Origin of the sequence: Zhenhengia yiwuensis (genome assembly GCF_014384995.1) — a bacterium.
GTDB lineage: Bacteria > Bacillota > Clostridia > Lachnospirales > Cellulosilyticaceae > Zhenhengia > Zhenhengia yiwuensis.
Genome location: NZ_JACRSY010000011.1, coordinates 58,711 through 76,944 on the forward strand (window position 1 = coordinate 58,711; position 18,234 = coordinate 76,944).

Annotated in this window: 11 protein-coding genes and 1 riboswitch; of the genes, 1 reads left to right on the forward strand and 10 read right to left on the reverse strand. The window is 35.0% G+C overall.

Going from position 1 to position 18,234, the window contains the following annotated elements; genetic code table 11:
• The 5 genes from mgtA to H8718_RS08475 form a co-directional block, all read right to left on the reverse strand.
• Entirely contained in the window at window positions 1-2,706 is a 2,706-nt protein-coding gene (gene mgtA, locus H8718_RS08455) for a magnesium-translocating P-type ATPase (protein WP_249332567.1), read from the reverse strand.
• A gap of 255 nt (window positions 2,707-2,961) precedes the next feature.
• Window positions 2,962-3,120, reverse strand: a riboswitch (M-box (ykoK) riboswitch).
• Window positions 3,121-3,324: 204 nt separating this feature from the next.
• Window positions 3,325-4,140 carry an EcsC family protein gene (locus tag H8718_RS08460; RefSeq protein WP_177671592.1) on the reverse strand — a complete coding sequence of 272 codons (816 nt, stop codon included), beginning with the start codon at window positions 4,138-4,140 and terminating at the stop codon, window positions 3,325-3,327.
• A gap of 19 nt (window positions 4,141-4,159) precedes the next feature.
• Window positions 4,160-5,407 carry a histidine phosphatase family protein gene (locus H8718_RS08465; protein WP_249332568.1) on the reverse strand — a complete coding sequence of 416 codons (1,248 nt, stop codon included), beginning with the start codon at window positions 5,405-5,407 and terminating at the stop codon, window positions 4,160-4,162.
• Window positions 5,408-5,478: 71 nt separating this feature from the next.
• Window positions 5,479-5,805 (reverse strand): thioredoxin family protein, encoded by a 327-nt coding sequence (locus H8718_RS08470; protein WP_249332569.1) that lies wholly within the window; start codon window positions 5,803-5,805, stop codon window positions 5,479-5,481.
• A gap of 34 nt (window positions 5,806-5,839) precedes the next feature.
• Entirely contained in the window at window positions 5,840-7,681 is a 1,842-nt protein-coding gene (locus H8718_RS08475; RefSeq protein ID WP_249332570.1) for a sensor histidine kinase, read from the reverse strand.
• A gap of 185 nt (window positions 7,682-7,866) precedes the next feature.
• On the opposite strand from H8718_RS08475, the gene H8718_RS08480 reads away from it, so the two are divergent.
• Window positions 7,867-9,918: an alpha-N-acetylglucosaminidase gene (locus H8718_RS08480; protein ID WP_249332571.1), complete on the forward strand. Its 2,052-nt coding sequence runs from the start codon at window positions 7,867-7,869 to the stop codon at window positions 9,916-9,918.
• Window positions 9,919-10,077: 159 nt separating this feature from the next.
• Here H8718_RS08480 and H8718_RS20795 read toward each other — a convergent pair whose 3' ends face one another.
• From H8718_RS20795 to H8718_RS08500, 5 genes are all read right to left on the reverse strand, one after another.
• Window positions 10,078-10,995, reverse strand: a complete 918-nt coding sequence (locus tag H8718_RS20795; RefSeq protein WP_330597612.1) for a helicase-related protein — start codon at window positions 10,993-10,995, stop codon at window positions 10,078-10,080.
• Between the two features lie 33 nt (window positions 10,996-11,028).
• On the reverse strand, window positions 11,029-11,847 hold the full coding sequence (locus H8718_RS20800) for a DEAD/DEAH box helicase (RefSeq protein ID WP_330597613.1): 819 nt from the start codon (window positions 11,845-11,847) through the stop codon (window positions 11,029-11,031).
• Window positions 11,848-11,911: 64 nt separating this feature from the next.
• Entirely contained in the window at window positions 11,912-12,922 is a 1,011-nt protein-coding gene (locus H8718_RS08490) for a glycoside hydrolase family 18 protein (protein WP_249332572.1), read from the reverse strand.
• A gap of 121 nt (window positions 12,923-13,043) precedes the next feature.
• Window positions 13,044-13,988: a YybS family protein gene (locus H8718_RS08495; protein WP_177671598.1), complete on the reverse strand. Its 945-nt coding sequence runs from the start codon at window positions 13,986-13,988 to the stop codon at window positions 13,044-13,046.
• 36 nt (window positions 13,989-14,024) lie between these two features.
• Complete coding sequence (locus tag H8718_RS08500; protein WP_249332573.1) at window positions 14,025-18,158, reverse strand: AAA domain-containing protein; 4,134 nt, start codon at window positions 18,156-18,158, stop codon at window positions 14,025-14,027.
• Window positions 18,159-18,234 lie beyond the last annotated feature (76 nt).

Consider the following 18,234-nt stretch of genomic DNA (forward strand, 5'->3'; position numbering starts at 1 on the left):
TTAAAGTAATTCACCATATTTTCTTACATACAATTTCTTTAATAAGGTGGCTAATATCATATAGCAAAGTATAGTACCTATTAACCATACAAAATAAACAGGTGGCATCCTATACATTCCCAGAGCTGTTCCTACTGTTGTATAAGGAATAAGGGTTCCTACCAATATAGCAAGGGTTGTAATAAGTGTTACTGGCAATGATGCCTTACTTTGAATAAATGGTATTTGAGGTGTTCGAATCATATGGATAACAAGTGTTTGAGACCATAAAGATTCTACAAACCATCCTGCATTAAAAAGTGCCATAAATAAGGCTTTATCTACACTTGGGTCATTATAATAACCTCCACAAACCATTGGACAAATTACAAAGAACATCAAAATATAAGTTGTAATATCAAATACTGAACTGATTGGCCCAATCCATAGCATAAACTTACCAATAGATGAAGCATCCCATTTTCTAGGTTTCTTTAAAAAATCTTCATCCATGTTATCCCAAGGTATAGAGATACAAGAAATATCATAAATAAGATTGAGTACAATAAGCTGAATAGAACGCATTGGAAGAAATGGTAAGAATGCACTTGCTACTAAGACTGAAAACATATTTCCAAAGTTTGAACTTGCAGTCATTTTAATATACTTAATCATATTACCAAAGGTCTTTCTTCCTTCAATCACGCCATCTTCCAGCACATTTAGATCTTTTTCTAAAAGAATAATATCAGCTGATTCTTTAGCAATATCTACTGCTGTATCTACTGAAATTCCAACATCTGCCTCCTTCATAGCAGCTGCATCATTAATACCGTCTCCCATAAAGCCAACAACATGGCCATTATTTCTTAAAGCTCTTACAATTCTTGATTTCTGCTGAGGTGAAAGCTTAGCAAAGATATTCTTTTTCTCTACTGCCTGCGCTAACACTTCATCACTCATCATTTCAATCTCTCCACCAAGTACAATTTTATCTGTACTTAATCCTACTTGTTTACAAACAGATTTTGTAACTCTTTCATTATCCCCTGTTAAAACTTTTACTGCTACTCCATATTCCTTTAAGGATTCTATAGCCTTCTTAGTACTTTCTTTTGGTGGATCTAAAAATGCTAAGTAACCCATAAGAACCATATCTGACTCATCTTGAATAGAAAATACACCTTCTACTGATGGATTTGTTTTTTGAGCTACAGCTATAACCCTCATTCCTGAATCATTAAGTTTGGCTACTGTTTCTAAAATTTCTTTTTTAATTTCTTTAGTAAGTGCTTTAACTTCTCCTTTATACTCAGCATAGGCACTTATACCCAGCATTTCCTCAACTGCACCTTTAGTGATAAGCTGAGTTTTTCCCTTCTCATCTGCTAAAACAACGCTCATACGACGTCTTTGAAAATCGAAAGGAATTTCATCTACTTTATTATAAATAGTGAATAAATCTTTTTTACCCATTTTTTCTGCAAAGTCAATAATTGCAATATCCATTAAATTCTTTAATCCTGTTTGATAATAGGCATTCATAAATGCATGTCTTAAAACGCGTTCATCTTCATTGCCATGAATATCAAGATGATATTCTAAAACCACTTTATCTTGTGTCAAGGTTCCCGTTTTGTCTGTACATAAAATATCCATAGCTCCAAAGTTTTGAATAGCATTAAGGTTTTTTACAATCGTTTTCTTTTTTCCCATTTCAATTGAACCCTTAGCTAAGCTTGTTGTAACAATCATAGGTAGCATTTCAGGTGTTAATCCTACCGCTACAGATAGAGCAAACAGTATTGCCTCCATCCAATCACCTTTTGTAAATCCATTTACAAATAGTACAACGGGTGCCATAATCATCATAAATCTAATTAAAAGCCATGAAACTGAATTCACCCCACGCTCAAAGTTAGATTCTGTTTTCGTTTCAATAATAGCCTTTGATAAATTTCCAAATAGGGTATGGTCACCAGTAGCTACTACAACACCTAAAGCTGTACCACTTATGACATTTGTCCCCATAAACGCTAAATTAGGACATTCCATTGGTGTTTTATACTGTGTATCTCTTCTAATCTCTACTATCTTTTCTACTGGTTCACTTTCTCCTGTAAGGGCTGATTCACTTATAAATAAATCTTTTGCTTCTATAATTCTCATATCAGCTGGTACCATATCACCTGCTGATAGACACACAATATCTCCATGTACTACTTCCTCAAGTGGTATCTCTACTTTACCCACTCGCTTTCTTTGTACGCAAGTAGTTATTTTAACCATTGCACTTAATTGTTCTGCATCTTTACTTGACCTTGTTTCTTGAACAAAACGAAGTGTACCACTAATAGTAACCATAGTTAAAACAATGATTACTGTTGTAAAATCTGCTTCTCCTTGTCCTGCAAGAATAATATCTGTAAAAACTGAAATCGTTGCTAATACAAATAGTACAATAATAAAGGGATTAATAAATGCTTTTGCAAATCTCTTCGCTAAAGAATTTTTTTGCTCATGAGTAATTTTATTATCTCCCCATTCCTCCCTTAGTTTTGTAACTTGCAGCTCATCAAGTCCATTTAGAGAAGTATTAAAGTTCTCTAAAACAATTTCCTTATTTGTACCTGCTACATTTAATAGCCATTTATTTATGCTAATAGCCTGCAATTCTTGTCTATCAACTATTCTTGCTTTTTGTCTTCTTAAAATGCTTTTTTTCATGTCTTTATCCTCCAATCATTTTCTTGAAATAAATTTAGATTTGGAAAGACACGAAATCCGATAACTCAGTTATTTAAATAGCTAAATATTCAGTTTTAAAATTGTACGGCAGGAAAATGGAATCGTTCTCCTACCATTATCCGATCCCGTGCCTATACTACTACTTCCTGCTTCCATTTTCCTCACCTCCTTAAGACAAATGCACATAAAAAAACCCCTTTGCCAAAGCATCACAATGACAAAGAGGGGTATCCTTACTAATCTCATCGTTCAAGCTTTAGCATCGTAGGGCGGTGAAATTGTGTTAGGTTATGCCTTGGTTTCGACATCTCCTGCTGACCAACTCATAGTGTCTCCACTATTTCGCGGTAACAATCCATATCCCTACGGTAGCCTCACCTACCGAAGTTATTTTATTTTAATGATACTCTTATTATAGCAAAAAAATCTTATCTTTCTAGGACTTTTTTCTTGCTTTTTCCTTGCTTTTACACCCCCTTCCTACTTCCTAAAGATCAGCTTTATGTTACCCTCTAGCTAAATGCTTCAATACGTATAAGCTCTACATCCTTTGAAAGATAATTTAATCCTACCTAAAAGTTTTATGACCTAAGGTTTTTAATTTATGAGTTTTTCTTTTAAATAGCGCTTTTTGTACTTTACTTTCGCCATCTCACTAATATCTTTCATAATGGTAAAATTAGAAAAGCCACCTACGACACCTACAACAGGTAATCCTTGTATAAATTTAGCTATAAGCATAGCTTCTGCCAAGCAATGTGCAGTTTCTTTAATAACAGAATCTAAATGCTGCGTGTCCTTTAGCCTCTGTTCGTCACCTTTTGTAATTTCATCTAGATGCCTATTGTACATAGCCTGCACTTCTTCTTTGGTAACCCCTGCACAAATTAAGTAAAGAATATAAAGCTTCTCCTTATCTTCTGTATAGTCAAAACCATAGGATAAACTAATTTCATAAATATTTTTAAGTAGCATACCTATAAGGAGCGGAATATCTGGCAATCCTATACCAAGTACCCCTAACACACCACCTTCTACTGTAGTAAGTAACTGATTAAGTAAAATACCCTTACTAGCACTCTTATCTATTTTATTAATATTTTTATGACTCATTTGCCTTTGCACAGCATAATGCTTAATATCAAAAGCCGCACGTTTATCTTCCTTATTATAGCTTTTCTCTATAACGCCTATACCCTTTTCAAATACTAGCTTAAAACCGGATTCAAAAGCAGCTTCTAAGGTCCGTTCAAGCTTCTTTGGAATTTTCTCTTCTATCTTTTCTTGAATAGGTGCAATTTTTTCTTTTACAAACTTAAATTCCTTTTTCTCCAATATCTTAGTTTCTTTCTTCTCTATTTTCTGTAGCTGCTTTTTGAGTAATTTATTCTTTTTTAAATCTTCTTTTTTCACAAACGTTTTTTCTTCTCCTTTACCTTACAGTATAATACTTTACTTGTTCTGTAATACTACCTACTTGGGGTATCTGAAGCTTACTAATCACATACCAATAGAAAGCTTTGACATCCTCCCATAAATAATAAGGTTTACAATAAGGCCGAATAGGGAGAGTCATAACCTCCTCATTATAAAGCATTTTCACTAAAATAGTCCCTTGATGCGAAGACTTATAAAAAATCCATTGTATATTACCTGCCATAGGTGCTACCTGACTATCACACCAAATCTTGGCCACTTTGCTTATATGATCAGTCTGCTTAGAGCAGCAACATAACTTTAGCAAACTTGCAAAAGGAATAAGTGTTTCAGCATGTGCAAACCTTAAATCAGCAGATACATTTCCTGTTTGCACGGCCTGCTCTGAAGTCTTTAGAAAGTCTTCTAAAAGTGCAAAAGCAATATTGGTAGGTAAATCTTCTCCTCTATAACTGGGACCTTTTTCTAAGAAATTTCTTAGATTTGCATTTTCCCAATAATAATAAAGTATTTTATCATCAAAATATCTATTTATCCCTAAATCTACTGTTAAGTTAAAAGTATTAGCATAGATGGTATATAAACTTGTTCCTAACTCTAAAGCCTCTTCCTGTCTTAGCTTATAACTTGATTTAAAAAATTGTGCCATAAAAGGCATAGAAATATTTTTTCTCTCTTCAAACTTTCTAAGGGAGTCTTTCCACTTTCCATTTTCTTTATAATTTAAATAAGCTAGGTTTAAATCAAAAAATCTTAAAATAGGATCTATCTCACCATTGCTCAAGGCAACAAAATTATTAGAAGGCGTATACTTAGCCAGCTCTTCTAAAAAAGCCTCCATACTTTGCTTAGCACGTGTAACATAGGTAGATACAGCTCTAACTTCTCTTCCAAAAATCTGTGGAAATCTTTCGTACATACGTCTAGCAATACCCTGCTCTTCCTTTACGCCAAGTGGTGTCAAAAGTCCATACTTCCCCTCTGATAAAGCAAGAAAATCACCTATTTGCTTTTTGAGTATACATCCTGATTGGGTAAGTTGATTTCGGCTATCTGCTTCATCTAAGGTACTATAAAGTACTTCTGCTTGATTAGGACTTGTCACATACCTTGACCCATGCCTACCTAAATGATTCACATAAATAGGATAGTATCCTTTAGGTGGTGATTCCTCCGGAATGCCTTTCTTGTAATAAGGCATCTCCGTCCCCAAATACCATGTGCTTGTATGAAACTCCTTCATTGTATCAACTCTTCTCTATCCTGATACAAAATTATATTCTTAAATTTAATGTCTCATACATCTTCTATCACCTATTCTTCTAACATAGATTGATAACGTAAAATTCTTTCCTCAAAATTTAAAAGATTTACATGTTTACTTTCTCTTACCACTTCTTTGGCTCTAACAAATAAAATAAATATAGGTAAAGTAAATACGCCATAGTCTGCTGCAATATGAGGCCACTTCATTCCATTTACCTCTATCCCTTTCACATAAGGATACGTCCTAAGCATAGCTTCTAACTTGCTACGAATCGCCTGACAGGCTCCACATGTACTTCCGGTAAAATAGAGTACTACCATTTCATGCCCATTAAGCTCATCCTGAATCTGCTCTTTGGTTGTTACTTCTTGCATATAGTCTATCCTTTCTAAAATCCTTTAACTTAAACTATATTAAATCTGAAAACTCAAATTTAGTACGTTCAACAAACTCCATTTTACTATATAAGCTAGAATAAATAGGTTCATCTGGTCCCTGTATATCTGGTAAGCTTATAATAAAACGAGTTCCTTTACCTAATTCACTTTGCACAAAAATCTCACCATTATGCATGTTAATAAAAGATTTTACAAGATACAAACCTAATCCACTGCCTTCTCCTACTTTAGTAAAACGATTATTCACTTGGCTAAACTTTTCAAAAATATTATCTAAATAATCTTTTGGTATGCCTACTCCGTTATCTTCTACTATAATTAGAACATTATCCTCACCTTGCTTAACCGTAACGAATAGCTGAGTACCTTTGCTATATTTAATAGCATTAGAGAGTAAATTCAAAATAATACGCTCCATAAGCTCTAAATCAAAATAAAGTATCTTCTCTTCCATCTCCGTATCAAAAATCATTTCTATATGGTTTTGCTCACAATAAGCCAGCACTGATAGGGCAGTATCTTCTATCACACTCACTACATTATAATTTTGAGGATTATATTTAAAATAACCAGAGTCAATTTTAGTGGAATCAATTAAATTAGAAATAAGTTTTAAAAGCCGTGAAATATTTTGATTACAAATATCAAAACATTTACTGTAATCTTTTTCATCTAACTGCATTCTCTTAAAATTTACCCTTAATAACTGCAAGGCACTATGTATTAAGTTAACAGGTGTTTTAAACTCATGAGAAAGATTAGCAAAAAATTCATTTCTTAAATTCTCGAGTTCCCGTTCTTTTTGTACTTGAGACGTAATATCAGTTACTACCAGTATCCAGCATCCATCTGGCATAGCTTCATACTTCATATTAATCCATCTTTCTTTACCGTCTCCACGTAAAATTCTTCCTTTTGCTTGAAAAGGTTCATTATAATTTATCGGCTGTATCTTTGCTAAATCTTCCTTATATACTTTATCTAATATATAGTTCATTTCTATATCTTCATGGAGTTTCTTATAGCTCTCACCATAAATTTGCTCATAGGCATCATTGACCTCTATAACCTTTCCTTCTTCTATAATCATAATAGCATCTGATATATTATCAAAGACTTGCTTAAAACGCTTTTCACTATGGATAATTTTTTCTTCTGCTCTCCTTTTTTCTGTAATATCTCTACATATGCCTATGATGCCTAGTAAATGATTATCTGCTGACCAAAATGGTACTTTTAGGGACTCCATAATACGTGCATCACCAGATGGCAAAAAAATCTTTTCCTCTATAGCAATACCTGCCTTGGATTCTATGACTTTTTGGTCAAACTCTTTATATTTATGAGCCTGTAATACAAGAATATCTATCTCTGAATCCTTTTTACCTATGATATAATCTTTATCTTTATTGATTAAGTTTGCTAATGCCTTATTACATGTTATGTAAGTTTTATTAACGTCCTTATAAAAAATAATATCCGGAATAGAATCTATAAAAATTTCTAATAAGGATTGTTGCTTTTTGAGTTCATTTTGCGCTTCTAATAGTATCCTATTTTCAAAATCATATACCCATATCACGAACTCGTCATCCGAAAGCTTCTTAATAGAAAATTGAGCTTCTGTATATTCTCCTGATGCTATGGTTTCTTGTAAGCAATAGTCCCAATCTCTATTTATAGCTTTAAAAAGATGTATTTCACCTAGTGTTCTATTGCACCAAAATTCTTCTTCTGTATTACTTTCATATATTTGCAAAGTATATTTAGTATGTTTTTTTACAAGTCTTCCATAAAAATATTTGCCTGGCGTTGTATCTAATATTCTACTCTTTAAACTTGCATCTATCATGATGTGCCTCCTCAATCTATTAACGTCCTACCAAACTACTTATTATACTACTGTTAATATTGAAAATTTTCAACATTATATTCATATATCACCTATAATAATTGTATAAATGACAATTGACAAATATAAACATTTCATACTAACATAGAATAAATTAATAAATTTAAACTTTTATGAGGTTAAAAATGGGACAAATACAATCTATCTATTCATTAATGGAACGTTTTTCTAAAGGTATCAGTAATTATTTCCAAATTGAACTTACTAAACGTGAGCCCAATGAAGAAGAATGGTTTAAATTAAGCTCTTGTAATCATCAGTATTATATTCAATCTAATACACTAAATGGTGCTTGCAGTGCCTTTGGCTATTTTATTAAACACGTATTAGGCCTAGAAATCGAGACCTATTACGGCAAAATACTCCCTACTGAAGCTTTTCCAACGCTCGATACACCTATTTATAAAACAACACCTTTTACCTACAGGTACAACTTAAATTTTTGTACATTCAGTTATTCTATGGCTTTCTGGAGCTTTAAAGAATGGGAAAAAGAAATTGATCAGATGGCTATGCATGGTATCAATATGATGCTAAATATTGTAGGTCAAGAAGCTGTTTACCGTGAATTACTTCTAGAGCTTGGCTATACAGAAGAAGAGGTGGGACATTTTATATGTGGTCCTAGTTATTTCGCATGGTTTTTCATGGAAAATATGAGCAGTTGGGGTGGCCCTCTTCCTTTAAGCTGGTATAAACAACAAATTGCCTTAGGACAAAAAATAAATGACAGACTTTTTGAGCTAGGCATGGAACCCGTTTTTCCTGGCTATGCTGGTATGGTGCCACAAGACTTTAAAAAACGTTTTAACACTGAAGTCATTCATAAAGGGATTTGGTGTGGTTTTGAAAGTCCAGATATTCTACTACCTGAACATAACCTCTTTAAAAAAGTAGCTCATCTTTACTACAAACATCAAAGTCAGCTATTTGGTACACGTACCAAGTACTTTGGCATGGACCTTTTCCATGAATTCGGTGCACCTGATCATATTAATTTAAGTACCAATGCTAAAGCTATACAAGACGCTTTAGAGCGTGATATACAAAATGGTATCTGGGTGATGCAAGGATGGGGTGGTAATCCAAAACAAGGTGTCCTCGAGCTACTTGATCATAATAAAGTACTTATTTTAGACCTTTGGGGTGAATCAGAGCCTCGATTTAATGAAACCAATGAATTTGATCAAACACCTTGGATTTGGTGCATTATCAATAACTTTGGGGGTAAACAAGGCCTATTTGGCAACCTAAAAAACATCCTAAACAGCACAGCTTTACTCGCTAGTGATAAAACGCTTCGTTATTGCCAAGGAATTGGTATGGCTCCTGAAGGCATTGGGACTAATCCTATTATCTATCAAGCACTATTAGATAGAATATGGGAAACAGATGCTATTTCTGAAGAAGACTGGATTAAAACCTACCTTACAAGACGTTATGGCCAACTTACTTCTAATTCCTCTAAAGCATGGAAACTTCTCCTACATGGTATCTATAACTGTCAAATTAAACAGCAAGGAGCCTGTGAATCTATTATCTGTGCAAGACCCCATAGAAATATTAAAAATGTTACCACCTGGGGTCCCGATACTTACTACTACGATTTTAATGAAGTTAAAGAAGCCCTTAAACTTCTTATAAAAGATTATAATGAGCTTAAGAATTATGATGGCTATCTATATGACTTAGTTGATATTGCAAGGCAAGTGATAGCAGATAAAGCAAGACTCTGTTACTCTGACCTTCAACAAGATTTCCATAATAGCGCACTTCAAGAAGACTTCTTAAATCTTATTAAAGTACAAGATGCACTCCTTAGTACAAGAGAAGAATTTCTTCTTGGTAACTGGCTAGAGCTGGCAAAGGCTAAAGCGACTACATCACAAGAAAAAGAATGGTTAGAATTTAATGCTAGACGCCTTATTACTTTATGGGGCAATGAAGAAGGTTCCAAGCTTCTAAGAGACTATGCATGTCGTGAATGGGCCGGACTCACACTAGACTTCTACTACAAAAGATGGCAAACTTACTTCCATGCCCTCTCACGTGGTACTGAAAATCTTATTGATTGGTATGCACTAGAAGATGCTTGGACTAGAGAGCTGAGCCTCTTTACAACTAAACCCGAAGGGGATATCCAGCATATTATTCATACATATATACTTACAGAATAATACCCTTTAAGCACTATGATCTCTAGACTGTAAGGCTTAAGACCAAAGTGTAATATAAGAGAAGTGAATATAAATTTAACTTTACATTCACTCCTCTTAATTTTTATCTTCTATTTTTTATTCTCTCTTTCTATCCTATTATACCTTCTGCTTGATTCCTTAATTAATTTTTATATTGACTAATAACTGATTGATTTTTTCACTAATCTTTTCTCTTTCTGCATAAACCCATTCTTCATCAAATTCTAGGCCAAAATTCTTGGAGAAAGAATAATACAGATTAATCTTTTGATAATAGGTTTCAAGGTTTTCTAAAGTCCTCTCTCCTTCTACTGGCTTAGTAAGTGTAGCACTCTTTCTTATAAAGTACTCACTAACAAACTCTAAGAAGGTATCACACAGTACCTCATTGCCTACATCAAAAGGCAATTTCATAAGTTTCCACTGCACTGATTCACTCAGCTTATACTTTTTAATCCTATCTAAAATAATCAAATAATCTCTTACATCCATCTTACGATATAAGGGAATTTTTTCTTCCCTTGTTGCCCATAAGGCTAGCTTCTCTTTAAGAGGCAATTCTTCTATGGCAAGTAAAGCTTCACTAGGACCTAGTACAGCTTCACCAATAGGCTCATCTTCACAAGAAATACTTTCTTTAATAAAGCCAGCCTTCCCTCCTGCTGCATTCACATAACCTACCTCATAAATGCCTTTACGACCTGCCCGTCCAGCAATCTGCTTCACTTCCTGTGAAGTAAGATATCTAACTTCATCTCCATCAAACTTTTTAATATCCATAAATACAATACGTCTAATAGGCAGATTAACACCCATGCCTATAGCATCAGTCGAAACAAGTAGTTCATTTTCTCTTGTAATAAATTCCTGATACTGAAGTCTTCTCACTTCTGGTGGCAAATCTCCATAAATAATGCTAGTCTTTATCCCCCTATCTTTATAGCGTTTAGCCAGCTCAAGTACACGCTTTTTAGAAAAGGTAATAAGGGCATCACCCGCCATAGCACCTTTCAGGTCGAAATACTGCTCCTCTACCTCAAGAGGCACATTTCTCATATAAGTTTTAACATCTATAACATCCTGACAGTCTTATAGTATTCTAAGAAGTAAGTCTTGGGCATTTTTTGCTCCGCAAATGTGTAATTCTTTGCACTGAAGTCCTAATAGTGCTCTTGTCCATGCAACACCTCTTTGAGAGTCACCAATCATCTGAATCTCATCTATTACAGCTACCTCATAATGTTTATCTATATTAAGCTTCTCTACAGTTGAACTGATATGCCTAGCCCCTTCTACTAGCATTTCTTCTTCGCCAGTAAGTAAATTGCATTTAACCCCTTCATCATTAAGGCGTTCATAAATTTCTAATGCCAATATACGAAGTGGTGCCAGGTATATACCCGAATCCGCTTCCATAAGACGCTTAATCGCATGATAAGTTTTACCTGTATTGGTATCCCCTAGGTGAAGATAGACTTTACGCTTCATGCCTCTTGCAAGGGTATACTCATCCTTTGGATTAGCTGGAAAGTGTATTTCAAAGGCATGTGCGATTTTTTTAGGAATATGCACTTTCATAAGCACTGTCAAAATACCGGAGTTTAAATATTCCTCTGGATTTTCTGCAATAATTTCAGAAAGTTTATAAGCCTTTTTGTTTTTCTCGTTATAGTCTTCTAATATACGCTGTGATAGATTATCTAATAAAGTTCTATACCCTTCATAAATAGCGTCGAATCCTTTTATGCCTTTGCCTTCCATCTGCTTCAGTACCTTTAGCTTTTTACGCACGGCGGCCTCATGGCTCCAGAGCTGTGAAACTCTCGTATAGGCTGCAATCTCTTCAATTTGCCCTAACTGCTGCTTGAGTATTTTAAATTCCTTTTCCATTTGACGACTTTTCTTCACAAAAAAACAACCCCTATTCGTATAGACTCCTAGAGGTTATTTTAAACTGATATATGTTTTTTATTTATAGATTTTCATAAATCACATCAAAGAGTTCACCTTTTACATCTGCATCATGTACCCAGTAAAAGATACCTGCCATATGATGTGCTTTTGCATACTCACATTTACATTTAACGGACTCTTTGTCATCATAAGAGAAGAATGTACTACCATTAAAAAGGTAAGGAGCTTTTGCTGCTTCATCAAAATATTTCACATAGCCATTTTTGCTTTCATACTTCTCTACAATCTCTGTATAGCCTGGTCCCCAGTTATTAAGCTCTGTTGACTCCTGGCGATAACCATGATTCACATCTGGCACATGATTCCACTGCTGTGAATAGAAAGCTGCACCTATTAGAATTTTCTCTATAGGTACACCAGCTGACACCATCAATCTTATATGATAATCAGCACTATGAGGTCTAATACCATCTCCTGCTGGCTCATATAAATTGGTGTGGTGACCTGTTATCTTGCCTCCCGTATTAGAATCATAAGTCATCAGGTTAATGAAATCTAAATAGGCATGGCTTGTATGTATTTCTGTACGATCTAAATACCACTGCCCACTTCCCGCTGCTGTAGTCAGCCAGTATTTTCTACCTGTCTTCTCGCCTAACTCATCTAACGACTCTCTATAAGCTTTAAACAAAGCTGTCTGCTGATACTTTTCTTCGGTAATACCTGTATCTCCAGGGAACTCCCAGTCACAGTCAATACCATCTAAATCATATCTTTTTACAATGTCCATTGTAGAGGCTACTAACTTCATAAGTCCTTCAGGCGTCCTCGTTGCTTCTCCATGTCCATGGTTATTGCCACCACCTGTAGAAACTAAAATATTAAGGCTTGGATTAGCTTTTTTGATACGCTCAAGCTCTTTAATGTGCGCTTCTTCTAATTCCATCACCGTAATATCCCCTACCATTGGTGCAAAGGCAATATTAAGATGAGTCAGTTTTCTAGCCTGCTCATCTGTTACTGTTTCCATTCGTCCTTTATTTACATACCCAACAAAATACTTACTCATAACTTTTCTCCTTTTATAAGTGCTCTAACTTCTATTTGTACAGAATAATTTACACTTATCTTAGATTATAGTAAATATTTTGTGTAATTAAAATAACTTATTTATATTTTTATTTTATATTCTAGGCTATCTGACTATTAAGGATCTTAATCTGCTGGTCTCTTACATGATAGAGCGTATCTACTATAAATCCTGCTATTATTAAAATTACTGCTGTTAATCTAAATCTGCTAAAGAGCATAATAAAAATGCCTAACCCCATTCCTTTTGTAAGGCCTATAGATTTTGTCTTTGTATAAACATATTTACTTACAAAATGATGAGCATCTCTTAGTACAAAATAAAGCGCAATCCACTGCACAGTACCGAGTACAGTCTTAACATATAAAGGCAGTTTAAATAACATAAGAAACTGAATGCCAACAAGGTAAATGGTCCATCTATTTGTGATGCTTCTAGAACAGCATAAGTAACCGCCATATACTTTAAGATTTTTAATTACCTTAAACTTATATTTAGCTTGTCCATTCAATAAGTGCAATCTACTAGCAGCTAATAAAATACCTATATAAGTAATAAGACTTGTTCCTACTGGTAAACTAGCAAGCCCTATAGAGACAGCGACTTCCTTTGTCACATCCGGTACCGGGAAGGATTCTAATGTCTGCCATAACTCCTTAATAATACTCATGCCTAAAATATTTTCGCAATAAATATCAATAAAGATAACGATAAAAGCCCCACCAATAGAACACCATAGTAAATCATCCATTAAAGTAGACTTTCTAAAAATAGCTACCGAACAAATAAGTCCTATTATAATACTTTGAATCATCCATATAGCTGTTGGAAGATTTCCAAGTCCAAAGAAAATAATACTCACCGAAATTATTCCACATAGACTCGTATACTTAAAGCCGCATTTCATATAGACAAGGCCAATAAGAATAGGCAGTGCCAAATCTAGATAGAAAGTATACCCAATTCCTGTCATCATAACAAAGACTGTGCTTGCTACAATAAGGGCTGATAGCATTCCTCCATAAGTTAATTTTTGTGTATTCATTATATGTCACCACCTAATATTGGACTCTTATAGACTTTATCTCTTCATTTTTTCTTGTATTTCATCTACCAATTGATTTAATGCTACTTCTGGATTTTGGTAAAAACGTGATGCACTCACATAAACCATCTCCCAACCAATACGTTCAAGAACAGCAAGGCGATTGATTTCTTCTTCTAAAGCTGTGCCCTCTTGATATTTTTCACTCTCACATACAAGTCTTACTTCCCTCTGCTCTCCTTCTATAACAAGACCTGTAAGACATGCACCTGAAGGACTATGGCTGCGTACTTTAAAGCCTCTTCCTTCTAATAAGGTCTTCATCTCCTGTTCAAATGGCACTAATTCTTCTTCAAACTGTTTCTTTTCTAAGGTCTGTTCTTTACCACAGCTTCGGCAGTATGCAAAGAGTTCCTTACGAATATCCTCTTCTTTTAAGTCTGTATCTGGATTAAAGGAATGCATGATAAACACTTGGTCACGTCCACGGCTCATAGCTACATTATAACGTTTTTTATAAAGATTATCACTGCCATAAGTCATAAGGCGAAGTGTTTCTTTATCTCCCTTAGCATCTACCATAGAAATAAAGATAATATCTCTTTCGTCACCTTGGAAGTGCGCTGGACCACCACATAAGATATGACGTTTTTCATAAGCACGAGCTGTCATTTCTTTTTGCAGTAGGCTATCTATATAAGCCGCTTGTTTATCCCCTTTTAAGCTGATTACGCCAAAAGTTTTACCTGTATAAAGATCATTGGTGCAGCATGCTAAAATTTGATTGACAATAGCCTCAGCCTCTACCTTATTAATCTGCCCTTCTTCCTTACCTTCCGGTAAATAATTCATGACAATACTTGGTTTTAGGACTTTAGAGTTTTCTCTTAATGGCTCAATCTGCCCCTTATAAGCCAGCTGATTGCTATAACCAATCAATTCTGGGACACATCTAAAGTGTTCTCTTAATCTAACTGGTTGGTAACCTGATAGCTGTGCTAAGTCATAAATTGAAAAGCGTCCTGAATAGAGATAATGGTTTGGCACATCTTCTAAGTAAGTTTTAATAAGACGTTCAATCTCTTCTGTATTTTCTCCTACAGCTAATGGGCTTACCTGTTCATCATCCCCTACAATCAGAACTTGCTTACCTAGGTATAAAGCAATAAGTGCTGTTACATCTGCTTGACTTGCCTCATCAATAATCACTACATCAAAGACATTTTCTCTTGGGTCAAAGTGTTCAGCTACTTTATCAAGCGGCATGATCCATACAGGTACAGCCTTCTGGCATTTTGGCATAAGCTTTCTTGCCTCTTGTTTAAGAAGTTCACGATTTCGCCCTTTGCCTGCCCCCATTTTCAGGATAACTTGTTTCCAGCCTTCTATAGCTTGAATCTCACTACGGTTAGCATCAAAGTCCACAAGTTTGTGTAACCACGCTTTGTCACATACAAGTTGTTTGGTATGATAATTTAAGCGCTTTTCTACTTCCTGCATCTCTTCTTTAATCACATTAGCATTTCGTTCGTGACGCTTTGCTAATATATCTACGAATTGTCTCCAAAGCCATGCCTCTTCTACACCAGTTGGTACAATAATTTCTTCGCCTTCTTCTTTGAAAGCCTCTAAGTAACTTGCCCATCCCGGCGCTGCAAAAGCTAGTTTATCTAAAAGTTCTGCTTTTCTAGCTACTTGCTTCTTTTTAGTTCTTGCTTCTAGGAAATCTTCATAGGCTTTTTGGTACTGCTCTAAATCTTTTGTCTTTAAGGAGACTTTAAGCGCTGTTAAAATGTTACTTTCTTTAATAAAGGTTAAATTGTTTAACCACTTTTCAAAGCTCTCTTTTTCTCTAGCTACTTTAAGCTTCTCACATCTTGCTACTTGATAATCAAGCACCTGTAAAACTTCTTCTATGACTGTATGGTAAAGATAATGTACCTGACCATAACTGCTCTGTGTAAAGTCTTGCTGTTCCATAAGCCCTTCTATATCTACACCATATTGAGCTAGCTGTCTCGCAATAGGGAGCCATTTCTTTTTATACCAATCTAAGTATTTTAGAATAGCTTCACCATATTTCTGGCAAGTAAGTTCAAATGGCTCTTCCATATCTTTAATAGCAGGTGCACCTAGTGGTACCATTTGTCTTTCCCATCTTGCTTTTAGAGATTCTCTTTGCTCTTTAAGCACCATATGGTGGATGAGTACTTCAAACTCCTGCATAGTCTCTGGCTGCTTGTTATTGATGCGACTTGCCTGAATAAGGGTTTTCATTTGAGGATTTAAAAGAAGGGTCATCTTAGAAAGCTTACCTGAACTTTGTAGCTTCTGATTAATCTGACTATAAAGGTCTAATGGCTTAATCTTCTCATCAATTGGTAAAATTTTAGGCTCATAAGCCATCATCTCATCTGCATAAGTTAGGCTAAGCTGATATACTTCTTTAATCTGTGCAGCCAAAGTTTGCCACTGCTCTTTCGCCTTATCTTCTCGTCCTGCTTCTAAAGTCGCCATACACCAAGGTGCTTCTAAATGGACCTGTTCTTTAATAAGCTTAATGCTAGCTATTAATTCTTTTAGAGCTTCTACTTCGTATAAGCTTTCATCTTCTTTAAAGTAAGTAAGCCACTTTGGTTCTTTTTTCTTTTTGAAAACCTTTTCTACTTCTATGTATTGTTTTAACTCCTCAGCTGTCAAGATATTTGCCATATCTATATCCAAACTACAAATAAGGCTATCTTCCTTTGTAAGGCTCTCTTTAATATGATAAAGCTCCTGAATTTTCTCTTCGCTAAGAGGGAGTAAAGAGCCTTGTCTTACAGGACCCGGTAACCAGCTGCATGTCGCTCTCTTCTCATTAATATAATGCGCTGCTTCTAAAGGTTTATAGGTTTTGCCTGCTACTTTGATTGGTGTGTATTCCACAAGCTTACTATTTTTAAGTTCACCATTTAATTTATCTAAGCTTCTAAGGCAAGCCTCTCTATTTTTCTCATGCATGGCTACACGTCTAGATAACTCACTTCTCTCTAAGGTAGCACGTACATGATGAATGCCCTCTAAAGTTGCTTCTAATTCTTTTCGGCTTTCTGCATCTTTTAAAAGACTGATACAAAGGGTCTGCAGTTCAGGTATAACATGCTCTTTAACTACGCCTAACGCCTTTTCGCTATAGCTTGTTACTAAGATACGCTTCCCTTCTGCTAATAAGTGCCCAATCATATTGGCAATAGTATGAGTCTTCCCTGTACCAGGTGGCCCTTGTACAAGTACAGCTTCATTTCTTTCTAAATGCTTAGCTACTAAAAGCTGTTCTTTATTAGCTGGTTTAGTAAATAAAATCTTCTGATCAATACCATTCACATCTAAAGCAAGCTTTTTCATAGTTTCTTTGGCATTTTGATTCTTTCTTACAGCATCTCCTGCCCCTACAATATCGGCAATAAAAGGGGTAATCTGCTTTTTCTTCTGTAAGTCTTCTAAAATATAATCAATGGCTACCTGAAAACCTAGCTGTTTCTTTCTTAAAAAGAGTGTTGGATAGTTTGCCTCTAGTGTAATCCCCGAGTCCTCTTTAAACTGCTCACGCACTTTCATGCAGAATGTCTGTATTTCACTAGGCTCCAGTGGGCTTACTGCTTGACTTTGGAAAAGCTTGATAAACTCAATAACTGCTTCTTCCTCTATACCTTCTACAAGACCTAATAACCCTTGATACAATTCTGGTGCTTTATCTGTGAGTACAAACGAAAAACTTTCAGACTCTGCATCAAAAACTAGAGTCACAGGTTGTAAAACTAATGGATGGTCAATAGCATCCATTCCTTCTACTTTTAATTGTCCATTGCCATAAACAAGCTCGAGTATTTCTGGCTCTTTTTTTAGCCTTGTATAAACGCTATAAATTCTGTTATAAATCCCCTCTACTTCGACAGCCACGTTCTCTTTTAAGAGCATGTCCTCTGTAGGCTTTTTAATAATGCAGATTGGCTCACCTATTACTTGGTTTTGCCACTTTGTTTCAATGCAAGGATGTTTGGGCCACGTTTTGAGTAGCTCTAGCCATTCCCTGTCTTCTTGGTTGGTAATAACCGGACTCTTCATGCTATGATACGCTTTTAAAAAGGTATATAGATTCATGACGCGGTCTATTTTATTATTTGCCATATTGCCCTCTTTCTTTTGTTATATTTATTTAAATGAATTTTTCTATGATTATCTAACTCTATAATTCTAGCATAAT